The organism is Lentisalinibacter sediminis, from assembly GCF_040706615.1.
Classification (GTDB): domain Bacteria; phylum Pseudomonadota; class Gammaproteobacteria; order Steroidobacterales; family Woeseiaceae; genus Lentisalinibacter; species Lentisalinibacter sediminis.
This window is the reverse complement of the sequence record NZ_JAPDRF010000002.1, coordinates 109,039-127,524: the sequence shown is the minus strand read 5'-3', so window position 1 is coordinate 127,524 and position 18,486 is coordinate 109,039. Positions and strand designations below refer to the sequence as shown.

At 67.1% G+C, this 18,486-nt stretch carries 21 protein-coding genes and 1 pseudogene; 12 read left to right on the top strand and 10 right to left on the bottom strand.

The features are described from left to right. Positions 1-52: 52 nt before the first annotated feature. The 3 genes from ACJMKX_RS03470 to ACJMKX_RS03460 are packed head-to-tail and all read left to right on the top strand — an operon-like array spanning position 53 to position 2,986. Positions 53-1,894 carry a cation:proton antiporter gene (locus tag ACJMKX_RS03470; protein ID WP_405221074.1) on the top strand — a complete coding sequence of 614 codons (1,842 nt, stop codon included), beginning with the start codon at positions 53-55 and terminating at the stop codon, positions 1,892-1,894. After that, positions 1,872-2,519: an alpha/beta hydrolase gene (locus ACJMKX_RS03465; RefSeq protein ID WP_405221071.1), complete on the top strand. Its 648-nt coding sequence runs from the start codon at positions 1,872-1,874 to the stop codon at positions 2,517-2,519. The genes ACJMKX_RS03470 and ACJMKX_RS03465 overlap by 23 nt, the downstream gene beginning before the upstream one ends. Before the next feature lie 2 nt (positions 2,520-2,521). Then, positions 2,522-2,986 carry a tellurite resistance TerB family protein gene (locus ACJMKX_RS03460; RefSeq protein ID WP_405221068.1) on the top strand — a complete coding sequence of 155 codons (465 nt, stop codon included), beginning with the start codon at positions 2,522-2,524 and terminating at the stop codon, positions 2,984-2,986. A gap of 51 nt (positions 2,987-3,037) precedes the next feature. Here ACJMKX_RS03460 and ACJMKX_RS03455 read toward each other — a convergent pair whose 3' ends face one another. The 5 genes from ACJMKX_RS03455 to ACJMKX_RS03435 all read right to left on the bottom strand — a co-directional run bounded on the left by ACJMKX_RS03455 (position 3,038) and on the right by ACJMKX_RS03435 (position 6,213). Then, a complete protein-coding gene (locus ACJMKX_RS03455) occupies positions 3,038-3,376 on the bottom strand; it encodes an HU family DNA-binding protein (RefSeq protein ID WP_405221065.1) in 339 nt (112 codons plus the stop codon). Between the two features lie 128 nt (positions 3,377-3,504). Continuing rightward, positions 3,505-3,981: a DUF4426 domain-containing protein gene (locus ACJMKX_RS03450; RefSeq protein ID WP_405221062.1), complete on the bottom strand. Its 477-nt coding sequence runs from the start codon at positions 3,979-3,981 to the stop codon at positions 3,505-3,507. Positions 3,982-4,097: 116 nt separating this feature from the next. Continuing rightward, positions 4,098-4,649 (bottom strand): YggT family protein, encoded by a 552-nt coding sequence (locus tag ACJMKX_RS03445; RefSeq protein ID WP_405221059.1) that lies wholly within the window; start codon positions 4,647-4,649, stop codon positions 4,098-4,100. Between the two features lie 33 nt (positions 4,650-4,682). Beyond that, complete coding sequence (gene proC / locus ACJMKX_RS03440) at positions 4,683-5,510, bottom strand: pyrroline-5-carboxylate reductase (RefSeq protein WP_405221056.1); 828 nt, start codon at positions 5,508-5,510, stop codon at positions 4,683-4,685. Positions 5,511-5,520: 10 nt separating this feature from the next. After that, the gene (locus tag ACJMKX_RS03435) at positions 5,521-6,213 is read right to left on the bottom strand and encodes a YggS family pyridoxal phosphate-dependent enzyme (protein WP_405221054.1); all 693 of its coding nucleotides are present in this window, start codon (positions 6,211-6,213) and stop codon (positions 5,521-5,523) included. An 86-nt stretch (positions 6,214-6,299) separates the two neighbouring features. Here ACJMKX_RS03435 and ACJMKX_RS03430 point away from each other — a divergent pair, with 86 nt between their 5' ends. Genes ACJMKX_RS03430 through ACJMKX_RS03420 form a run of 3 tightly spaced genes read left to right on the top strand, consistent with a single transcriptional unit; the run spans position 6,300 to position 9,627 of the window. Beyond that, on the top strand, positions 6,300-7,340 hold the full coding sequence (locus ACJMKX_RS03430) for a type IV pilus twitching motility protein PilT (protein WP_405221051.1): 1,041 nt from the start codon (positions 6,300-6,302) through the stop codon (positions 7,338-7,340). Positions 7,341-7,373: 33 nt separating this feature from the next. After that, a complete protein-coding gene (locus ACJMKX_RS03425) occupies positions 7,374-8,531 on the top strand; it encodes a PilT/PilU family type 4a pilus ATPase (protein ID WP_405221048.1) in 1,158 nt (385 codons plus the stop codon). Positions 8,532-8,571: 40 nt separating this feature from the next. Beyond that, positions 8,572-9,627, top strand: coding sequence for a PilT/PilU family type 4a pilus ATPase (locus ACJMKX_RS03420; RefSeq protein WP_405221045.1), 1,056 nt, complete (start codon positions 8,572-8,574; stop codon positions 9,625-9,627). Between the two features lie 347 nt (positions 9,628-9,974). Here ACJMKX_RS03420 and ACJMKX_RS03415 read toward each other — a convergent pair whose 3' ends face one another. From ACJMKX_RS03415 to gshB, 5 genes are all read right to left on the bottom strand, one after another. After that, a complete protein-coding gene (locus ACJMKX_RS03415) occupies positions 9,975-10,910 on the bottom strand; it encodes a dihydroorotate dehydrogenase electron transfer subunit (RefSeq protein WP_405221042.1) in 936 nt (311 codons plus the stop codon). A 43-nt stretch (positions 10,911-10,953) separates the two neighbouring features. Then, positions 10,954-11,436 (bottom strand): Holliday junction resolvase RuvX, encoded by a 483-nt coding sequence (ruvX, locus tag ACJMKX_RS03410; RefSeq protein WP_405221039.1) that lies wholly within the window; start codon positions 11,434-11,436, stop codon positions 10,954-10,956. Then, positions 11,420-11,980 carry a YqgE/AlgH family protein gene (locus ACJMKX_RS03405; protein WP_405221036.1) on the bottom strand — a complete coding sequence of 187 codons (561 nt, stop codon included), beginning with the start codon at positions 11,978-11,980 and terminating at the stop codon, positions 11,420-11,422. The genes ruvX and ACJMKX_RS03405 overlap by 17 nt, the downstream gene beginning before the upstream one ends. Before the next feature lie 90 nt (positions 11,981-12,070). Beyond that, complete coding sequence (locus ACJMKX_RS03400) at positions 12,071-12,943, bottom strand: energy transducer TonB (RefSeq protein WP_405221033.1); 873 nt, start codon at positions 12,941-12,943, stop codon at positions 12,071-12,073. A gap of 189 nt (positions 12,944-13,132) precedes the next feature. Continuing rightward, positions 13,133-14,089 (bottom strand): glutathione synthase, encoded by a 957-nt coding sequence (gene gshB / locus ACJMKX_RS03395; RefSeq protein ID WP_405221031.1) that lies wholly within the window; start codon positions 14,087-14,089, stop codon positions 13,133-13,135. Between the two features lie 155 nt (positions 14,090-14,244). Between gshB and ACJMKX_RS03390 the strand changes: the two genes are divergently transcribed. The 6 genes and pseudogenes from ACJMKX_RS03390 to ACJMKX_RS03365 all read left to right on the top strand — a co-directional run. Beyond that, positions 14,245-15,051 carry a transporter substrate-binding domain-containing protein gene (locus ACJMKX_RS03390; protein WP_405221028.1) on the top strand — a complete coding sequence of 269 codons (807 nt, stop codon included), beginning with the start codon at positions 14,245-14,247 and terminating at the stop codon, positions 15,049-15,051. Next, positions 15,041-15,448 (top strand): hypothetical protein, encoded by a 408-nt coding sequence (locus tag ACJMKX_RS03385; protein WP_405221025.1) that lies wholly within the window; start codon positions 15,041-15,043, stop codon positions 15,446-15,448. The genes ACJMKX_RS03390 and ACJMKX_RS03385 overlap by 11 nt, the downstream gene beginning before the upstream one ends. Before the next feature lie 213 nt (positions 15,449-15,661). Further along, positions 15,662-16,069, top strand: a complete 408-nt coding sequence (locus ACJMKX_RS03380; protein ID WP_405221022.1) for a response regulator — start codon at positions 15,662-15,664, stop codon at positions 16,067-16,069. A gap of 27 nt (positions 16,070-16,096) precedes the next feature. Beyond that, entirely contained in the window at positions 16,097-16,462 is a 366-nt protein-coding gene (locus ACJMKX_RS03375; RefSeq protein WP_405221019.1) for a response regulator transcription factor, read from the top strand. Position 16,463: 1 nt separating this feature from the next. Next, a complete protein-coding gene (locus tag ACJMKX_RS03370; RefSeq protein WP_405221017.1) occupies positions 16,464-17,030 on the top strand; it encodes a chemotaxis protein CheW in 567 nt (188 codons plus the stop codon). 193 nt (positions 17,031-17,223) lie between these two features. Continuing rightward, positions 17,224-18,474 (top strand): annotated as a pseudogene (locus tag ACJMKX_RS03365) (methyl-accepting chemotaxis protein); the annotation flags it as partial. Between the last annotated feature and the right edge of the window lie 12 nt (positions 18,475-18,486).

Genomic DNA, 18,486 nt, shown 5'->3' with positions numbered 1-18,486 from the left:
GCCGCGGGCGCGGCCGTTACCGTACGCGGCTTGTTCCTGTCGAGCATCCCCGATGCCTGAAGATCAGATCGTCCTCGTCATTGTCGGCGTCGTCGCGCTGGGCGTTGCAGCGCAGTGGGTGGCGTGGCGCCTGCGTCTGCCGGCCATCGTGTTGCTGGCCGGGTCCGGGCTGATCGTCGGCCCCGCGCTCGGCTGGATCAATCCCAGCGAGGAACTCGGCGATCTGCTGCGCCCGGTCATCAGTCTCTGCGTTGCCATCATCCTGTTCGAGGGCGGCCTCAGCCTCAGGCTGGCCGAGCTGAAGGAGGCGGCCCGTGGCGTCCAGCGGCTGGTCTATCTGGGGGCGCCGTTCGGCTGGGCGGCGGCCACCCTGTGCGCCCACTACATCGGCGGCCTGGACTGGGCGGTGTCGCTCGTGTTCGGCGCCATCATGGTGGTGACCGGGCCGACGGTGATCATGCCGCTGCTGCGCCAGAGCGCACTGAACCGGCGCACGGCCTCGTATCTGAAGTGGGAAGGCATCGTCAACGATCCCATCGGCGCGTTGCTGGCGGTGCTGGTGTTCCAGTTCTTCGTCTTCAGCGGCGAGGGCTCGGGGCTGGCGGAGGTAATGCAGGGCGTCGGCCTCGCCATCACCTCCGGGCTCGTGTTCGGCGGCATCGGCGGCTGGCTCACCGGGCGGGCGTTCCGCGCGGGGATGGTGCCGGAATATCTGAAGAGCCCGGTGATGCTGGGCCTCGTGCTCGTCGTATACGAGGCGTCCAACCTGATGCAGCACGAGGCGGGACTGCTGGCGGTCACCATCATGGGTATTGTGGTTGCGAACATGAACCTGCCGGGCATCGGCGACATGAAGCGGTTCAAGGAGTACATCACCATCATGCTCGTGTCGGTGGTGTTCGTACTGCTCACCGCCGATCTGAACGTCGAGTCCCTCACCTCGATCGGCTGGCGAGGCGCCGCCTTGATCGCGGCCATCATGGTGATCGCCAGGCCCGCGGCCATCATGCTGGCTACGATCGGCGCGAATATGGAATTCCGCGAGCGCCTGCTGCTCTCCTGGATCGCGCCGCGGGGTATCGTCGCCGCCGCCACCGCCGGTGTCATGGGGCCGCGGCTGGTCGACGCCGGCTATGACGCCGACGTGCTTCTGCCGCTGGTGTTTGCCGTGATATTCGCCACCGTCTTTGCCCACGGTCTGTCGCTGAACTGGCTATCGACACGGCTCGGGCTGTCGTCGCGCCATCGTGACAGTGTGGTGATCGTCGGTGCCTCGCCCTGGACCATCGAACTGGCACGCACGCTGCAGGGACTGAAGGTGAACGTGCTGGTGGCGGATTCCTCCTGGCACAATCTGCGCGCGGCCCGGCTGGCCGGCGTGCCCGTCTTCTACGGCGACATCCTCTCGGAGTTCGCCGAGGAGTCGGTGGAACTCGCGCACGTGCGCACGGTGCTGGCGGCCACCAGCAATGATGCCTACAACGCGCTGGTTTGCACCCAGATTGCGCCGGAGGTGGGCCAGCGCCACGTCTTCCAGCTGCCGATGGGGGCGGAGACCGAGGACGATCCCAAGTCGATCGCGCGGCCGCGCCGGGGCAACGTGGCATTCGACAAGGATGCGGTGTTCGAACGGCTCTGGCGGCTCTATGTGCGGGGCTGGGCCTTCTACAAGACGAAGCTCTCGGAAAACTACAGCTACAGCGACTTCCTGAGCGAACGGCCCGAGGACGCGATGCAGGTCATCCTGCTGGATTCGGACGGCGACGTGGATCTCTTCTCCGTGCAGCACGAGCTGGAACCCAAGCCCGGCGATACCATCGTCTACTTCGCGCCGGGCAAACCGAAGAAGGCCGCTGCCGAAGAGGGCGCGGATGCGCAAGCTGCCCCGGCGTGAAGAGGTGATGATCCCGGGTCCCGCCGGGGATCTCGAGGCGGAGCTCGAGCTGCCGCCGGCAGGCGAGCCCGCCGGTTACGGCGTCGCGTGCCATCCCCATCCCCGGCACGGCGGCAGCATGAAGAACAAGGTCGTGCACACGCTGTGCCGCGTGTTCAACGAGCAGGGTCTGGCGGCGGTCCGCTTCAACTTCCGCGGCGTCGGGGCCAGCGAGGGCAGTTACGACGAGGGGATCGGCGAGGTGGACGATGCGCTGGCGGTAATGGACTGGGCCGCGCGGCGTTTCGGTGGCGAAGCATGGCTCGCGGGGTTCTCGTTCGGCGCGGCGGTGGCGCTCCATGCCGCCGCCCGACGGACACCGGCGCGGCTGATCACCGTGGCGCCGCCCGTCGGTCGGCTGCCGGTGGCCACCGAGCGTCAGCCAGAGTGTCCGTGGATCATCGCCCAGGGCGAGGAGGACGAACTCGTGGATGCCGACGGCGTCGTCGACTGGGTCAACGAGCTTGCGCCGGGCCCGGAACTCCTGCTGCTGCCGGAGGTCGACCATTTTTTCCACGGTAAACTCACCCTGCTGCGTGAGCGGCTCGGCGAGCTGCTCCACGGCGAGGGGAAGGACGCGGACTGATCATGCTCGATGCGCTGGCGCGAAAACTCGAATCATTACTGGACGGTTCGGAGGAGGGTGCCTCGGCGCAGGACGAGGAGCACGCCATACGCCTCGCGGCCGCAGCGCTGCTGGTCGAGGTGGCCCGCGCCGATTTCGATTTCGACGCGGAGGAGGCGCTGGCCCTCGAGGAGCTGCTGCGCCGCCATTACGAGCTCACCGAAGAGGAAGCGGCGCTGCTGCGCGAGGAGGCCAGCGAGCGGGTCGAGCATTCTGTGTCGCTGTTCGAGTTCACCCGCACGCTGCACGAGCGGCTCGACGAACAGCAGAAGTCGGAGCTGATGGGCAGGCTGTGGGCCGTCGCCTTCGCCGACGGGCGGCTCGACAAGTACGAGGACGCGATGGTGCACAAGATCGGCGAGCTGCTCTACGTGCCGCGTTCCGAGGTCATACGGCGCAAACTGATGGCCCGCCCCGACGAGGCATAAAAAAGCCGGGCGGCTGCCCGGCTTTTCCGATCCCTGTCACGCGGACGTGACTCAGACCATGTCTTTCAGACCTTTCAGGGCCGTGACCTTCACCGTCTTGCTGGCCGGCTTGGCCTTGAACATCATCTCCTCGCCCGTGAACGGGTTGATGCCCTTGCGCGCCTTGACGGCAGGCTTCTTCTTGACGGTCATCTTGGCCAGGCCGGGCAGCGTGAACGTCCCGGGGGCGCCACGGCCGCCGAGGTTCTTCTTCATAAGGCCGGTCAGTGAGTCGAAGACCGCGGCGACGTCCTTGCGGGTGAGTCCGGTGTCTTCCGCGATGTGTCTGTAGATCTCCGACTTGGTCGGTGCCTTCTTGGCCGTGGTAGCGGCCTTTTTCTTTGCTGCCATGTATCAACTCCTGGATGGAACGCAAAACCCGGGCAAGCCCGGCTCGATAAAGCGCGGCAACTTACCACAACTCGCCCTGTCGTGACAGGTGGTGAAGTGCATTTCGCAGGGTTTTTTTCGGTGTTTCGTCAATCCGTGAAGAACTGGCGGCGAAACTTCAGCATGGTCGGCTGAGTGGCGCCGGGCGGCCTCGCCTCGATGTTGAAGACCAGTGTCTCCCGATGCGCTACCGGCACCTCGCCGATGTAGTAGGTCGCTTCACCGTCACGCACGCGGCGCATCGTGATGTTCTTCGTCTGCCCGGTGAGGTTCGCCGCCGATACCTCGACGCCGCCCTCCACCGTGTTGCCCGTCGCCTTCTCCACGAAGCTCACGTTCAGCATCGCCCGGTTCTTGGAACGGACGATACCCGTGCTCTGGGCGACCGTCGGCGTGAGCTGATCGGTGGTCATCGCGTTGTAGTGCACGATGTAATCGCCGACCTCGGCGGACGTCTCGCTCGACGGCATCGCCTCGGGCACGTTGCGCTCCGGCTGCCCGCTATCGCCGCAGGCGGAGGACAGCACAGCCGCCAGCGCAAGCAGTATGGTTTTCGTCGGCCTCATAGCGGTCTCCCCGTGCCTTTCCATGAGAGCCCTACTATAAACCATCCGCTTCCCCCGACCCGAACGCCCGGCTGCCGGGTCGCGCGCCGACCGTCCGGCCCTCTCGGCCGTCGCCGTCAGTGCAGTACGCCGGGCAGGCCGCCGCCGACCGCAATGCTGGCGGCCTGCAGCAGGATTGCGACCAGCAACGGCGAGAGATCCAGCCCGCCGATGGTGGGGATGATGCGTCGGGCGGGATCCAGTATGGGGTTGACCAGCTGGCTGAGCAGGCTCGTGACCGGGTTGTAGGTGCCGGGTGCCACCCAGCTCAGTATCACGTAGACGATGATGGCGAAGAAGAAGAAGCGCAGTGCCACCATGACCGTGCGCAGTATCGCGTAGTACAGCAGCCCGAAGCCGTGGGGGCTCATGTTGAGTGCGTAGGCCATGGCGGCGACGAACACGAGCTCGAACAGCAGGATGACCAGCAGCGTGGCCGTGTCGATCTTGCCCATGGGCGGCAGCACCCGCCGCAGCGGGACGATGAACGGCGAGGTGATGCGCACGATCGCCTGCGAGACGGGGTTGCGGAAGTCCGCCCGGAACAGCTGCATGAACAGTCGCAGCAGCAGCACGATCAGGAACAGGTCGGCCAGGGTCCGGAACAGGAAGATCAGCGCGTCGTCCAAGCTCTCACTCCATGCGGTCGCGTCCGGCGGGACTCAGTCCGTCGCGGCATCTCCGGCGAGCTCGCCGGCCCGTTGCCGCGCGGCATGAATGGCGCGCCTAAAGATAGCACGAACGTCTGCCTCCTCGAGGACGGCGAACGCAGCCGCCGTGGTCCCGCCCGGCGATGTAACGCGCTCGCGCAGCACGGCCGGCTCGTCGGCCTCGCTCTCTGCCGTGGCGGCGGCGCCCTTCGCCGTCTGCACCGCCAGGCGGCGTGCCTGCTCCGGCGTGAAGCCGAATTCGGTGGCCGTGGCGATGAGCGCCTCCAGCAGGTAGAAGAAATAGGCGGGGCCGCTGCCGGAGATCGCCGTTGCGGCATCGATCATCGATTCCTCGTCCACCCAGAGCGTCGGACCGGCGGCCGACAGCACGGCCTCGGCGCGGTCCCGGCCGGGCCGGGCACGTCGGTTGGCATAGAGCACGGTCATGCCCTCGCCGACCAGCGCCGGCTGATTCGGCATGCAGCGCACAACGGCGAGTCCGCCGCCGAGCCAGTCGTCGATATCGGCGCTGCGTATACCCGCCGCAATCGAGACGACCAGCGGCGCCGAGGCCTGCACGGTCGCGGCCAGCGGTGGCAGCACGTCGGCCATCATCTGCGGCTTCACCGCCAGCACGAGCACGTCCGCCGCGGCGGCCACGTCGCTGTTGTCCGCGCTCACCCGTCCGCCGGGCAGCAGCGCCGCCAGCGCGTTGCGCCGCTCCGCGCTGGGGTCGGCGACCGCGATACGTTCAGCTTCCACACCCCTGGCCAGCAGGCCGCGGATGATGGCGGTGGCCATGTTGCCGCCGCCGATGAAGCCGATGACCGGTTCGCTCATAGTGACCTCGTCAGCCGTCCGCCGGGCGCGGCCCGAATACGTCGGTGCCCACCCGGACCAGCGTCGCCCCCTCCAGTATGGCCGCCTCGAGATCGGCGGACATGCCCATGGACAGCGTATCCAGCCGATGTCCGCGGGCGTTCAGCTCCTCGAGTATGCCGCGCAGCCGGGCGAATGGCCGGCGCTGGGCCGCCAGCCCCTCGGCCGGCGCCGGTATGCACATCAGCCCGCGCAGCCGCAGGCGGGGCAGTTCGCCCACCAGGTCCGCCAGCGGCCCCGCCTCCTCCGGCGCGCAGCCGCTCTTCGACGCCTCGTCGTCGACGTTGACCTGGATACAGACGTCCAGCGGCGGCGCCTCCTGCGGACGTGCCTCGCTCAGGCGCCGGGCGATTTTCTCCCGTTCGATCGTGTGCACCCAGTCGAATCGCTCGGCGATCGGCCGGGTCTTGTTGGACTGGACGGCACCGATGAAATGCCAGACCAGATCCGTGTCGCCGAGGGCCTCCATGTGCGCGAGCGCCCCCTGCAGCGTGTTTTCGCCGAAATGGCGCTGCCCGGCCGCCACCGCCTCGCGCACCCGTCCCGGCGGTTGACGCTTGGATACCGCCACCAGCGTCACCGCGGCCGGATCGCGACCTGCCGAACGGGCGATGGAAGCGATGGATTCATTGATTTTCCGGAGGTTTTCCGTGACTCCAATCACGTTAATTTCCGATTGCTCCGCTATACTAGCCCATCCGGATTTATGGTAAATCCGGGTGTCTGGACACCTGCAAGCAAGGGATACGCATGGCCGTCGATATCGCGCAGCTCCTGTCGTTCACGGTGAAGAACAAGGCCTCCGACCTGCACCTGTCGGCAGGCGTCCCGCCCATGATCCGGGTCGATGGCGACATCAAGCGGATCAATATGCCCGCCCTTACGCACAAGGAAGTCAACAGCATGGTGTACGACATCATGAATGACAAGCAGCGTAAGGCTTACGAGGAGTACTTCGAGACCGACTTCTCCTTCGAGATCCCGAAGCTCGCCCGCTTCCGTGTCAACGCCTACAACCAGATGCGTGGGTCCGGCGCCGTATTCCGGATCATTCCCTCGGAGATCCTGACGCTGGACGACCTGGGTGCGCCGGCGATCTTCAAGGACATCGCGATGCAGCCCCGCGGCATCTGCCTGGTGACGGGCCCGACCGGTTCGGGTAAGTCGACGACGCTTGCCGCGATGGTGGATTACATCAACGACAACAAGCCCGATCACATCCTCACCATCGAGGACCCGATCGAGTTCGTGCACGAGAGCAAGAAGTCGCTCATCAACCAGCGCGAGGTGCATCGCGACACGCTCGGCTTCTCGGAGGCGCTGCGTTCCGCGCTGCGCGAGGACCCGGACGTGATACTGGTGGGCGAACTGCGCGACCTGGAGACCATCCGTCTCGCGCTGACCGCGGCCGAAACCGGCCACCTGGTGTTCGGCACGCTGCATACGAGTTCCGCTGCCAAGACCATCGACCGTGTCGTCGACGTGTTCCCGGCCGCGGAGAAAGAGATGGTGCGTGCGATGCTGTCGGAGTCGCTGAAGGCGGTGATCTCCCAGACACTGCTGAAGAAGATCGGCGGCGGCCGCGTGGCAGCCCACGAGATCATGATCGGCACGCCGGCCATCCGTAACCTCATCCGCGAGGGCAAGGTGGCGCAGATGTACTCGGCCATCCAGACCGGGCAGGGTGCCGGCATGCACACACTGGATCAGAACCTGGCCGAGCTCATGCAGAAGGGCCAGATCACCAAGGAAGAGGCCCGCTTCAAGGCGGTCAACAAGGAGAATTTCTAGGCCGCAGTGCTCTGACGCGGCCCGGGGGCGGATATGGATCGGGAACAGGCAGTACGACTGACGCAGAATCTTCTGAAGAAGCTGGTGGAGAAGAAGGGTTCGGATCTCTTCATCACCACGGGCTTCCCGCCGGCGATCAAGATCGACGGCGAGGTGCATCGGGCGACGGAGCAGCCGTTGTCCGCGGAGCAGACGTCGATCATCGTGCGCTCCATCATGAACGACAAGCAGGCCAAGGAGTTCGACGCCACCAAGGAGTGCAACTTCGCCATCAACCCCCAGGGCATCGGCCGCTTCCGTGTCAGCGCATTCGTGCAGCAGGGGCACGTGGGCGCGGTGATGCGTACGATCACCACCAAGATCCCTACCTTCGACGAGATGGAGCTGCCGCCCATCCTGAAGGACGTGGTGATGAACAAGCGCGGTCTGGTGATCGTCGTCGGCGGTACCGGGTCGGGTAAGTCGACCACGCTCGCGACCATGATCGGCCACCGCAACGAGCACTCCCGCGGCCACATCATCACCATCGAGGATCCGGTGGAGTTCGTGCATCCCCACCGGGGCTCCGTGGTCACCCAGCGCGAGGTCGGCGTCGACACCGAGAGCTGGCACATGGCACTCAAGAACACGCTGCGCCAGGCGCCGGACGTCATCCTGATCGGCGAGATCCGCGACCGGGAGACGATGGAATACGGCATCCAGTTCGCCGAGACCGGCCACCTGTGTCTGGCGACCCTGCACGCGAACAGCGCCAACCAGGCGCTGGACCGCATCATCAACTTCTTCCCGGAAGAGCGCCGGTCCCAGCTGCTGATGGATCTGTCGCTGAACGTGAAGGCACTCATCTCCCAGCGGCTGATCCCGCGCGAGAGCGGGGTGGGTCGCATCGCGGCCATGGAGATCATGCTGAGTTCGCCGCTGATCGCGGACCTGATCTTCAAGGGCGAGGTGGCGCAGATCAAGGAGATCATGGGCAAATCCACGCGGCTCGGCATGCAGACCTTCGACCAGGCGCTGTTCGCCCTGTACGAGGAAGGGCACATCTCCTACGAGGAGGCCATGCGCAACGCGGATTCGCGCAACGAGCTGCGGCTGAAGATCAAGCTGGAGAGCAAGCGCGAGACGGCGCTGGCGGACCAGCAGTCGACCAGCCTGCGCATCATGGAGGAGGACACCGCCAAGCACTTCTGACGGTGTCCCTGCACCGGTCAGTGTCAACGGGCGCTAACCCATGAACGTCAAACCGCTGTTCAAGCTGATGGCGGAGAAGAGGGCCTCGGACCTCTTCTTCACTTCCTATGCGCCGGTCAAGATCAAGATCGAGGGCAAGATCCGACCGGTGAACAAGCTCGAGCTGACGCCGAAGATGGTGAAGCAGGCCGCTCTGGAGCTGATGAACGAGGAGCAGCTCGAGGTCTTCTCCCGCGAGATGGAGATCGATTTCGCCCTTTCCGAGCCCGGTGTGGGGCGCTTTCGCGTCAACGTGTTCCAGCAGCGGGGCAACGTCGGCATGGTGCTGCGCTTCATCACGGCCGATCTGCCGACCTTCGAGCAGCTCGAGCTGCCGGACGTCCTGGAGGATCTGGTCATGCTGAAGCGCGGCCTGATCCTCATGGTGGGCGCCACCGGCAGCGGCAAGTCGACGACGCTGGCGGCCATGGTGAATCACCGCAACGAGAACACCTCGTCACACATCATCACCATCGAGGACCCGATCGAGTTCCTCCACCCCAACAAGAAGTCCATCGTCAATCAGCGGGAAGTGGGCATGGACACCATCTCCTACGCCCGCGCCCTGAAGAGCGCCATGCGGGCGGCACCCGACGTGGTGCTGATCGGCGAGATCCGTGACCGGGAATCGATGCAGGCGGCGCTCGACCTCGCCGGCACCGGGCAGCTGGCCATCGCCACGCTGCACTCGAACAACGCACCGGAGACGCTCGACCGCATCATCAACATGTTCCCGATGGAGCAGCACAACCAGGTGTTCATGGATCTCTCCCACTACCTGCGCGCCATCATCTCCCAGCGCCTGGTGCGCGACCGGGAGGGCAAGCGCGTGGCAGCCGTGGAGGTGATGCTGAACTCGCCGCACATCGCGGAACTGATCATGAAGGGCGACATCTCCGCGGTGAAGGAGGCCGTAAAGGACTCCAACGAGCGGGGCATGCAGACTTACGACGAGGCGCTGCTGAAGCTCTACCGGGACGGGCGCATCACGCTGGAAGAGGCGCTCGCCAACGCGGATTCCCGCAGCAACCTGGAAGCGAAGATCAACTTCGGCTGATTGCCTTTCTTTCATGGCCGTCCGGCGGGGGTATCCATCGCCGTGACCTTTTGTCGGGAGCAAGATGGATGCCCCCGCATGACGGCCGCCTCGCGGTGGCGTGAAGGCGCTGCCCAACAGCAACGCCTGCTGACTGGTGCCCGGCCTATCGGCTACGGGCCGGTCAGCGGGTGGGTAAGGGTGGCGGGGTCGTCCGGGCCGACTGGAGCCATGACGGCGGGAAGGAGGTCTGGCCGAAGCGAAGGAGGACAGGACGTCCGACCGAGCGTCCCCGCCACCCTTACCCAGCCGATGTCGGGCCAACACCAAGAGAAAGGCGGATCGGGCCTGAAGGCCCTCCTACACAGTTACGCGGGGAAGACGGCGTTGGCGTCGAAGACCGGGCCGTCCACGCACACGCGCTTCATCGCCGGCCCCTCCGCTGTCTCCACCCGCACGGCGCAGCCGGCGCAGCCGCCGACGGCGCAGGCCATGTACTCCTCCAGCGAGACCTGGCAGGGGATGCCGTAGCGGCGGGCGACGCGGGCCGCGGCCGCGAGCATCGGCGTCGGTCCGCAGGCGAACATCTCCACCCCGGCCAGTGCCGACTCGTCCAGGCTCTCCAGCCATTCGCCGGCGAGTTCGGTCACGAAACCCCGGTAGCAACCCTCGAAGCCCGAGCCGCTCGCGAGCCGTGACGGCACGCCGCGGTCTTCCAGCAGGGGCATGACGGAGCAGACGTCCGCCGCGATGCCGGGTACGTCCGCGGTTGCCCGAGCCAGTTCGAAGGGGAACGGTATCTCCGAGCCCATCAGCACCAGCGGCTCCCAGTCGTGCGCGCGGTCCGCCTTCAGCGCCTCTGCGAGGAAGACCATCGGCGGTATGCCGACGCCGCCGCCGACGAGCAGCGCGCGCGGGCGGACCGGGTCCGGATGGAAAGGGCGGCCGATGGGGCCGAGCACGCTGACGCGGTCGCCGGGTCGACGCCGGCTCAGCAGGCGCAGGCCGTCGCCGACGATCTTGTAGAGGAATTCGATCCAGCCCTCCGTGGCGTCCGCGCGCATGATGGAGAGCGGCCGGCGCATCGGCAGGGACTCGTCGCAGGTGACGTGGGCGAAGCTGCCGGGAAGGGCATGGGCGGCGCACTTCGGCGAGCGCAGGCGCATGATGAACTGCTCGCCCGGATAGTGCCGCACCTCCAGCACCTCGGCATCCTCCACGAAGAGGGTGCCCCGGTGGGCGCGGTCGCGGTGATCGTCGCGCGTGCCCTGCGTCGTGGCGGCGGTTTCGCTCTCGGTGTTCATCGCGCCGCGGATTCTACCACCTCGCGGGCAGGCGCCGGCCCGCTCACCGGCGGGCCAGCCATTGTTCGGCAATAATCCGGGCGGACAGGCTGTCGATATCCGCCTTGCTGACGCGCCGGCGGCGCGCACCGCTGCGCCGTTCGCCGGTCAGGCGTGACTGGGCCTCTGCGGAGGAGAACTGCTCGTCCACCAGTTCCACCGGGATGCCGAAGCCTTCGAGCCGCTGCCGGAACCGCTTCAGCGGCTCCTCGAGCACGGAGGTCTCACCCGGGGACAGCGGCATGCCGAGCAGCAGACGGTCCGGCTGCCAGTCGCCGATGAGCCTGGCCAGCACACCCTCGTCGGGCTCGCCGCCGACGGCGGCCAGGGTGGTCAGTGCCGTCGCGCTGCGGGTGACGGCCTGGCCCACGGCCACGCCGATGCGCCGCAGCCCGAAGTCGAAGGCCAGGACGGTCTCGGCCGGTTCGGCAGTCTCGACGGTCTCGGCGTCGTCCGCCGCGCCGGCGCTGTCAGGCGTGTCCGGCATCGCTGGCCAGACGTGTGATGTCGATGCCCAGCTGCCGGGCCGCCGCCTGCCAGCGCTGATCGAACGGGACCTCGAAGACGATGTCCGGGGTGGCCGTAACGTTGAGCCAGGCGTTGGCCATCATCTCGGACTCCAGCTGGCCCGCGTCCCAGCCCGCGTAGCCGAGGGCCACCAGCGAACGGGTCGGGCCGATGCCCGCAGCGATGGCGGCGAGGATGTCCCGTGAGAAGGTCACGCGAATGTCGTCGGACACCTCCAGCGTCGCCTCCCATTCCTGCTCGCCGGCATGCAGCACGAAGCCGCGCTCGTGCCCCACGGGTCCGCCGGCCAGCACCCGGGTATCACCGATCTCCTCGTCCTGCGCCGTGAGTTCGAGCTGGGCGAGCACGTCGCCGAGCCTCAGGTCCAGCGGCCGGTTGATGACGATGCCGAGAGCGCCCTCGTCCGTGTGCTCGCAGATCAGGGTGACCGTGGTCTCGAAATTCGGGTCCTGCATGCCGGGCATGGCGATCAGCAGCTGATTGACGTAATTGGGCTCGCTCATGCGCGTCAGTATCGACATTCGGGCGGGGATCGACAAGCGCGGCCGGGGGGGCGACCGGGGTTGGAGGGGTGGTCGGGCCTGAAGGCCCTCCTACCTGCGCGTGGCTATTCTCGGGCGGGCGCCGTCCTGGTTGAACTGCCACTGGTAGGCGAAGCGCAGCTCGTCGTAATCCTCGCGCAGATCCTCCGGGAACGGATCGAATGGCGCGGCACGACGCAGGATGTTCAGCGCCGCCTGATCGAGCAGCCCGTGCCCCGAGGAACGCCGCACGACAATGTCGGTGAGCTCGCCGTCGGCGTCGATCGCCACTTCGAGCACCGGACTGCCCTGCATCCCGCGCGTGCGTGCCTGCTCCGGGAAGTTCAGGGTGCCGACGCGCTCCACCTTGCGTTTCCAGCGGTCCAGGTAGCCGGCGATGCGGGATTCCCGGGTATCGGCGCTGATCACCAGATGGCGCGGATCGTCGTCGTGGATGAGAAGGTTTGCCTGCTCCTCCACCGGCAGTGGCAGGCTGCGGGGATCACTCGCCGGTGCCGCCTGCACCGTGGTCTGCTCCGTGCTCGGGGCAGGGCTCGTGTCCTCGGGCGCGAAATCGCGGCGGTCCGAGGCCGAGCGTGAGACGACGGTCGTGCGCGGGTCCGTCTCGCCCGGCGCCGACTCCACGGGTGTCTCGCCCGGGATCTCCTCCGGGAACGGCCGGGCCTCGGCAGAGCGGGGCCGGGCGCCGGGGCGCACCTGCTCGGTGGTGTTGCCGCCGCCGCGCTGGTTCGCCTGGGCCAGGTAGTCCGCATCGTCGCTGGGCTCGACGTGCTGGTTCGAGTCCGCGACGATCGTTACCTCGAGTGTCGTCGCTTCGTTGCTGCCGAGAGGCACGGCCTCGAAGGTGACACCCAGAATCACCACCGCATGGAACAGCGCCGCCAGGAAGAGCATGGGCGGCAGCCGGTCCGGCGTCGCCGGCACGGCGGGAAGCATCTCCCTCGTCAAACTCGGCCTGGTTTCTGCCACGTGGCTCCTGCCCCGGTTACCCCTGCCCGCTCCGTCGGACCGGTCCCTGCGACGGATCTCTGCGACCCGGCCGTCCGGCCTGGCGCCATTCTAACCGTTCCCGCCCGCCGCGTAATGAGACGGCGGTCACCGCGTGGCGGGCGCTCAGGCCAGGCGCTTTTCGATGGCGTCGAACAGCAGTCCGGCAATGTTGATGCCGTACTCGCGGTCCAGCTCGCGGATGCCCGTGGGGCTGGTGACGTTGATCTCGGTGAGGTAATCGCCGATCACGTCCAGCCCCGCGAACAGGACGCCCTCGCGCTTCAGCACCGCACCCACCGTCGTCGCGATCTCCCGGTCGCGCTCGCTCAGTTCGCGGCCCACGCCCTTCGCACCCATCACCAGATTGCCGCGACCGTCGGCCTCGGTGGGGATGCGGGCGAGCACATATGGCACCGGTTCGCCGTCGACGATAATCACCCGCTTGTCGCCCTCGGTGATCTCGGGGATGAACTGCTGGGCCATGGCGTAGCGGTGGCCGTGGCCGGTCAGCGTCTCCAGAATGACGTTGGTATTCGGCTCGCCCTTGCGCACCGAGAAGATGGAACGCCCGCCCATGCCGTCCAGCGGTTTGACGACCATGCGCTCCACCTCGTCGAGGAAGGTGCGCATCGTGTCCATGGAGCGTGTGATCACGGTGCGCGGCACGAACTCCGGGAACCAGGCGGTGTAGACCTTCTCGTTCATGTCCCGCAACGCGTCCGGACTGTTCATCACCAGGCAGCCGGCTTCGCGGGCGCGGCCGAGGAGGTAGGTGGTGTAGACGTACTCCATGTCGAAGGGCGGGTCCTTGCGCATGAGGATGACGTCCAGTTCGGCCAGCGGGCGGCGGCTCGGCTCGCCCAGCTCGTACCAGCGCTCGGGGTCGTCGGCGACTTCCAGCGGCTGCATCTCGCCCCAGGCGGTGCCGCAGTCGAGCCACAGCCCGCCCTGTTCCATGTAGCTGATCTCGTAACCCCGCGCCCGGGCCTCGAGCAGCATCGCGAGGCTGGAATCCTTCTTCGGGGTGATGCCAGCGATGGGATCCATCACGACGCCCAGCCTTGTCTTTCCGGCGTTCATATCCGCTCCTGCAGGTCTCGCGGGCGAACTATACCGCCTGCATGACGCGGCGACGATGCCCGCTGACGTCTGCATCGGGCTGCGTGTGTTCCCGATTGCGGGTGTCACCGCCTGCCATTAACATCGGACGAAATCCTCCCACAGGCACTGACTCCATGATCTCCAAGCTCCGAATCACCGCATTGCTCGTTGCCGTCCTCGCCCTGTTGCTCTCGGCCGGTCCCGCCGCCGCGCGCAGCCTGGACGAGATAAGGGAGGCCGGCGTACTGCGGGTGGGTACTTCGCTGTTCACGCCGTGGGCCATCCGCGCCGGCGAGGGGCAGCTGATCGGCTTCGAGGCCGACATCGCCCGCAAGCTGGCGGCCGATATGGGCGTTGAACCGGAGCTGAAGGTCTATCCGTGGAAGGACCTGGTCGACGCGCTGGAGGCGGACGAGATCGACATCATCGCGGCAGGCATGTCCGTGACGCCGGCGCGGGCGCTGCGGGTCTGGTTCAGCGATGCTTATCACGAGAGCGGCATCACGCTGGCGACCAATACGGCGAAGACGGCGGACGTTGCCCGGCTGGAAGACCTGAACGACCCCCGTTACCGCATCGGCGTGGTGAAGGGCACCGTGGCCGAAGACCTGGCGCGACGGGTGTTCGGGGAAGCGAAAATCAAGGTCTACGATCAGGACGACAAGGCATCCGGGGCGCTGCTGGCCGGCCGCATCGACGGCTACCTGGAGAGCTACCCGGGGCCCCAGTTCCTGGCGCTGGAGAATCCGGAGCGCATCGACACACCGCTCGCCAAGCCGTTGCTCACCACCCGTTCAGCGTTCGCCGTGGCGCGCGGCAATGCGGACCTGGTGTACTTCCTGAACGCCTGGATCACGGCGCGGCAGGCCGACACCTGGCTGCCGTCCACCGAGTCCTACTGGTTCCGCAGCCTGCGCTGGAGAGAGCGGCTTGAGGACTGACCTCCGTTTCTGGCCGTTCGCGGCAGCCCTCGCCCTGCTGGCCGCGCCCGGTTACGCCCAGGTGCCCGCGGGCGAGGAGCCCGACGCCGGGCCCGGTCCCGGTGCCGCGCCCTTCGAGCCGGCCCCCCGTGCCGACGAGGACGTGATCGAGGAGATCATCGTCTACGGGCGCCAGGACGAGTGGCGGCTGCCCGACATGGGCGACCGGCTCCGCCGCGAGCGCGAGGAACTGGAGCGGGCGAAGGTGGGCGAGGTCGACTTCGAGTTCCTGCCCTTGTACGACCCGGAAGAGGCCACGCGGGAGCCGGACCTGTTCCGCATGGACGATCCGCTGCAGCGCGTCGGCAAGGTCGAGCTGTTCCGGTTCCGTTTCGGAGGAGACCGGTCCGAGCGCTGAGGGGCGCGCCGGGCCCGGATCGGGGCCCCGTCAGAAGACGATACGAGACACCGGAGCAGGGGCTGTGCCGTTCCGTGCGCTGCCGCGTGGCAGCAGTCAAAACAATATGTTAAAAGTGCCCGGGTTGCGTCAGGGACAGAATGTGCGCTGTTCCACACCTGGTGGGTGGCCGGCGTGTTAGAACGCGATGCGGGGTGCAGGGAGATTTCTCAGGTGGCGAATCCAGAAACGGGCGAGCGGTCGGCCGACCTCAAGGGCCTGAAGATACTGGTCATCGACGACAGCAAGACCATCCGGCGGACGGCGGAGACGCTGCTCAGCAAGGAGGGTTGCGATGTATTCACGGCGGTGGACGGCTTCGATGCGTTGTCGAAGATCGCGGACCACCAGCCGGACATCATTTTCGTCGATATCATGATGCCGCGGCTGGACGGGTACCAGACCTGTTCACTGATAAAGCACAACAAGGCGTTCCGGGACACGCCGGTGATCATGCTCTCCAGCAAGGACGGGCTGTTCGACCGTGCCAGGGGGCGTATCGTGGGCTCGGAGCGCTATCTGACCAAGCCGTTCACGAAGGACGAATTGCTGGGGGCTATCGCGAGCCAGATGCAGGGCTGATGCGCCGCCCGCGACAGGAGAACCGATATGCCGACGGTACTGATCGTTGATGATTCGCCGACGGAGCTGCACGTGTTCCAGAAGATGCTGGAGAAGAACGGGTTCGAGACGCTGCTGGCGACCGACGGCGAAGACGGACTGGAGAAGGCGCGCGCCGAGCGTCCCGACGTGGTGCTGATGGACGTGGTGATGCCCGGCATGAACGGCTTCCAGGCCACCCGCCGCATGACCCGCAGCCCGGAGACCGCCGACATCCCGGTCATCATGGTCACCACCAAGGATCAGGAGACCGACAAGATCTGGGGCATCCGTCAGGGCGCCGCCGACTATCTGGTGAAGCCGGTCTCGGAAAAGGAACTGGTCGCGAAGATCAACGCGGTGCTGGCCGGCTGACATGGCGGAAGCGCAGACACTCGAAGCGCTCCGCGATCAGCCGTTCGAGCTGCTGAAGGAGCTCGAACGGCGCAGCCGCGCGGCCCTGGCCGGGCAGTCGGCGACGACCGGCAGCGCGGAGGAATGGGTCGGGGTGGGCTTTCGCATCGGCAGCGAGAATTTCGTCGCCGCCCGTGATGAGGTGCGCGAGGTGCTGATGGTGCCGGACGCGGTGACCCGCGTGCCGGGAGCGAAGCGCTGGGTGCTGGGTCTCGCCAACGTTCGCGGCCACCTGCTGCCGCTCATCGACCTGAAGATGTTCCTGGGCGGCGGGCGCACGGGCACGGGCCGCACGGCGCGGCTCATCAGCGTGCATCATCGCGAGATGCCGGCCGGCCTGCTCGTGGACGAGGTGGTGGGGTTCCGCCGCTTCATGACGAACGAGTTCTCGCAGGACTGGTCGCCGACCATCCTGCGCTGCGAGCAGTACCTGACCGGGTCGTTCAGTCGGGGGTCGGAGTCCTGGCCCGTATTCGGCCTTCACCTGCTGGTGGAGAGCCCACAGTTCCTGCAGGCCGCCGCGGACTGACCCGCGACTGGCGGGCCTATGGCAGGCAATTAGAAACACGGATTGAGCTGGTATGGCACAGACAACAACTGGATCACGGACGTTCGTATTCCTGGCCGTGGCGCTGCCGGTGACCCTGGTGGCGGCGGGCGTGGTCGCCTGGCTCGCCCTGGGCCCGGCTGCCGCCGGTGCCGGCGGCTGGCAGCCGCCCGCGCTGTTCGCGCTGCTCGGCCTCGCCGTGATCCTGGGGGTCGCGCTGCTGGTCTCCTCCATCCGCGCCTCCCGCCTGGCCAGCTCGGCCATCCTGCAGGCCGACCAGAACGAGCGTAATCAGCAGGCCATCCTGCGGCTGCTGGACGAACTGGGCAGCCTCGCCGACGGCGATCTCACCGTGGAGGCCACGGTGACCGAGGACATCACGGGCGCGATCGCGGACTCCATCAACTATGCCATCGAGGCGCTGCGCGACCTGGTGACCACCATCAACGAGACGGCCATCATGGTGGACTCGGCGGCCAAGCAGACCGAGAGCACAGCCACCCACATGAGCCGGGCCGCGCAGAAGGAGTCCCAGGAGATCAGCGCCGCCACGGAATCCATCGCGGCGATGGCAGCCTCCATCGAGGAGGTTTCGGGCAACGCCGAGCGTTCGGCCGACGTGGCGCGGCACTCGGTCGACGTCGCCCACAAGGGCGGCGAGGCGGTGCGCCGCACGATCGACGGCATGAACACGATCCGCGAGACCATCCAGGAGACCTCCAAGCGCATCAAGCGCCTCGGCGAGAGTTCCCAGGAGATCGGCAATATCGTGGAGCTGATCAACGACATCGCCGAGCAGACCAACATCCTGGCGCTGAACGCCTCCATCCAGGCATCGATGGCCGGCGAGGCCGGCCGCGGCTTCGCCGTGGTGGCGGACGAGGTGCAGCGCCTCGCCGAGCGTTCCACCAATGCCACCAAGCAGATCGAGGTGCTGGTGCGCACTATCCAGAGCGATACCAACGAAGCGGTCGTCTCCATGGAGCGCAGCACCACCGACGTGGTCGGCGGCGCGCTGCTGGCCGAAAATGCCGGCGCCGCGCTGGACGAGATCGAACAGGTCTCCAACCAGATCGCATCGCTGGTGCAGAACATCTCCAGCTCCGCCCGCGAGCAGGCCACGGCGGCCACCGACGTCACCCGGCGCACCAAGGTGCTGCGCGACATCAGCGCCCAGACCGGGCGGGCGACCAGCGCCACGACGTCGTCGATCTCGAAGCTCTCCGATCTGGCCAGCCAGCTGCGCCAGACGGTGGCCGGGTTCCGCCTGCCGGGGGGCGAGCTGCGGGACGAGGCGCCCGCCGGGGAGGCGGACGACGTTCTCGTTTCCGGCACCTATTCCCGGCTCGAAGACGAGGCCGCCAGCGCAGACGAGCCCGAGGACGATCGGCCGCGGCCGGCCGAGCGCGCGGCGGGCCAGGGATGAGGATCGAGGGAC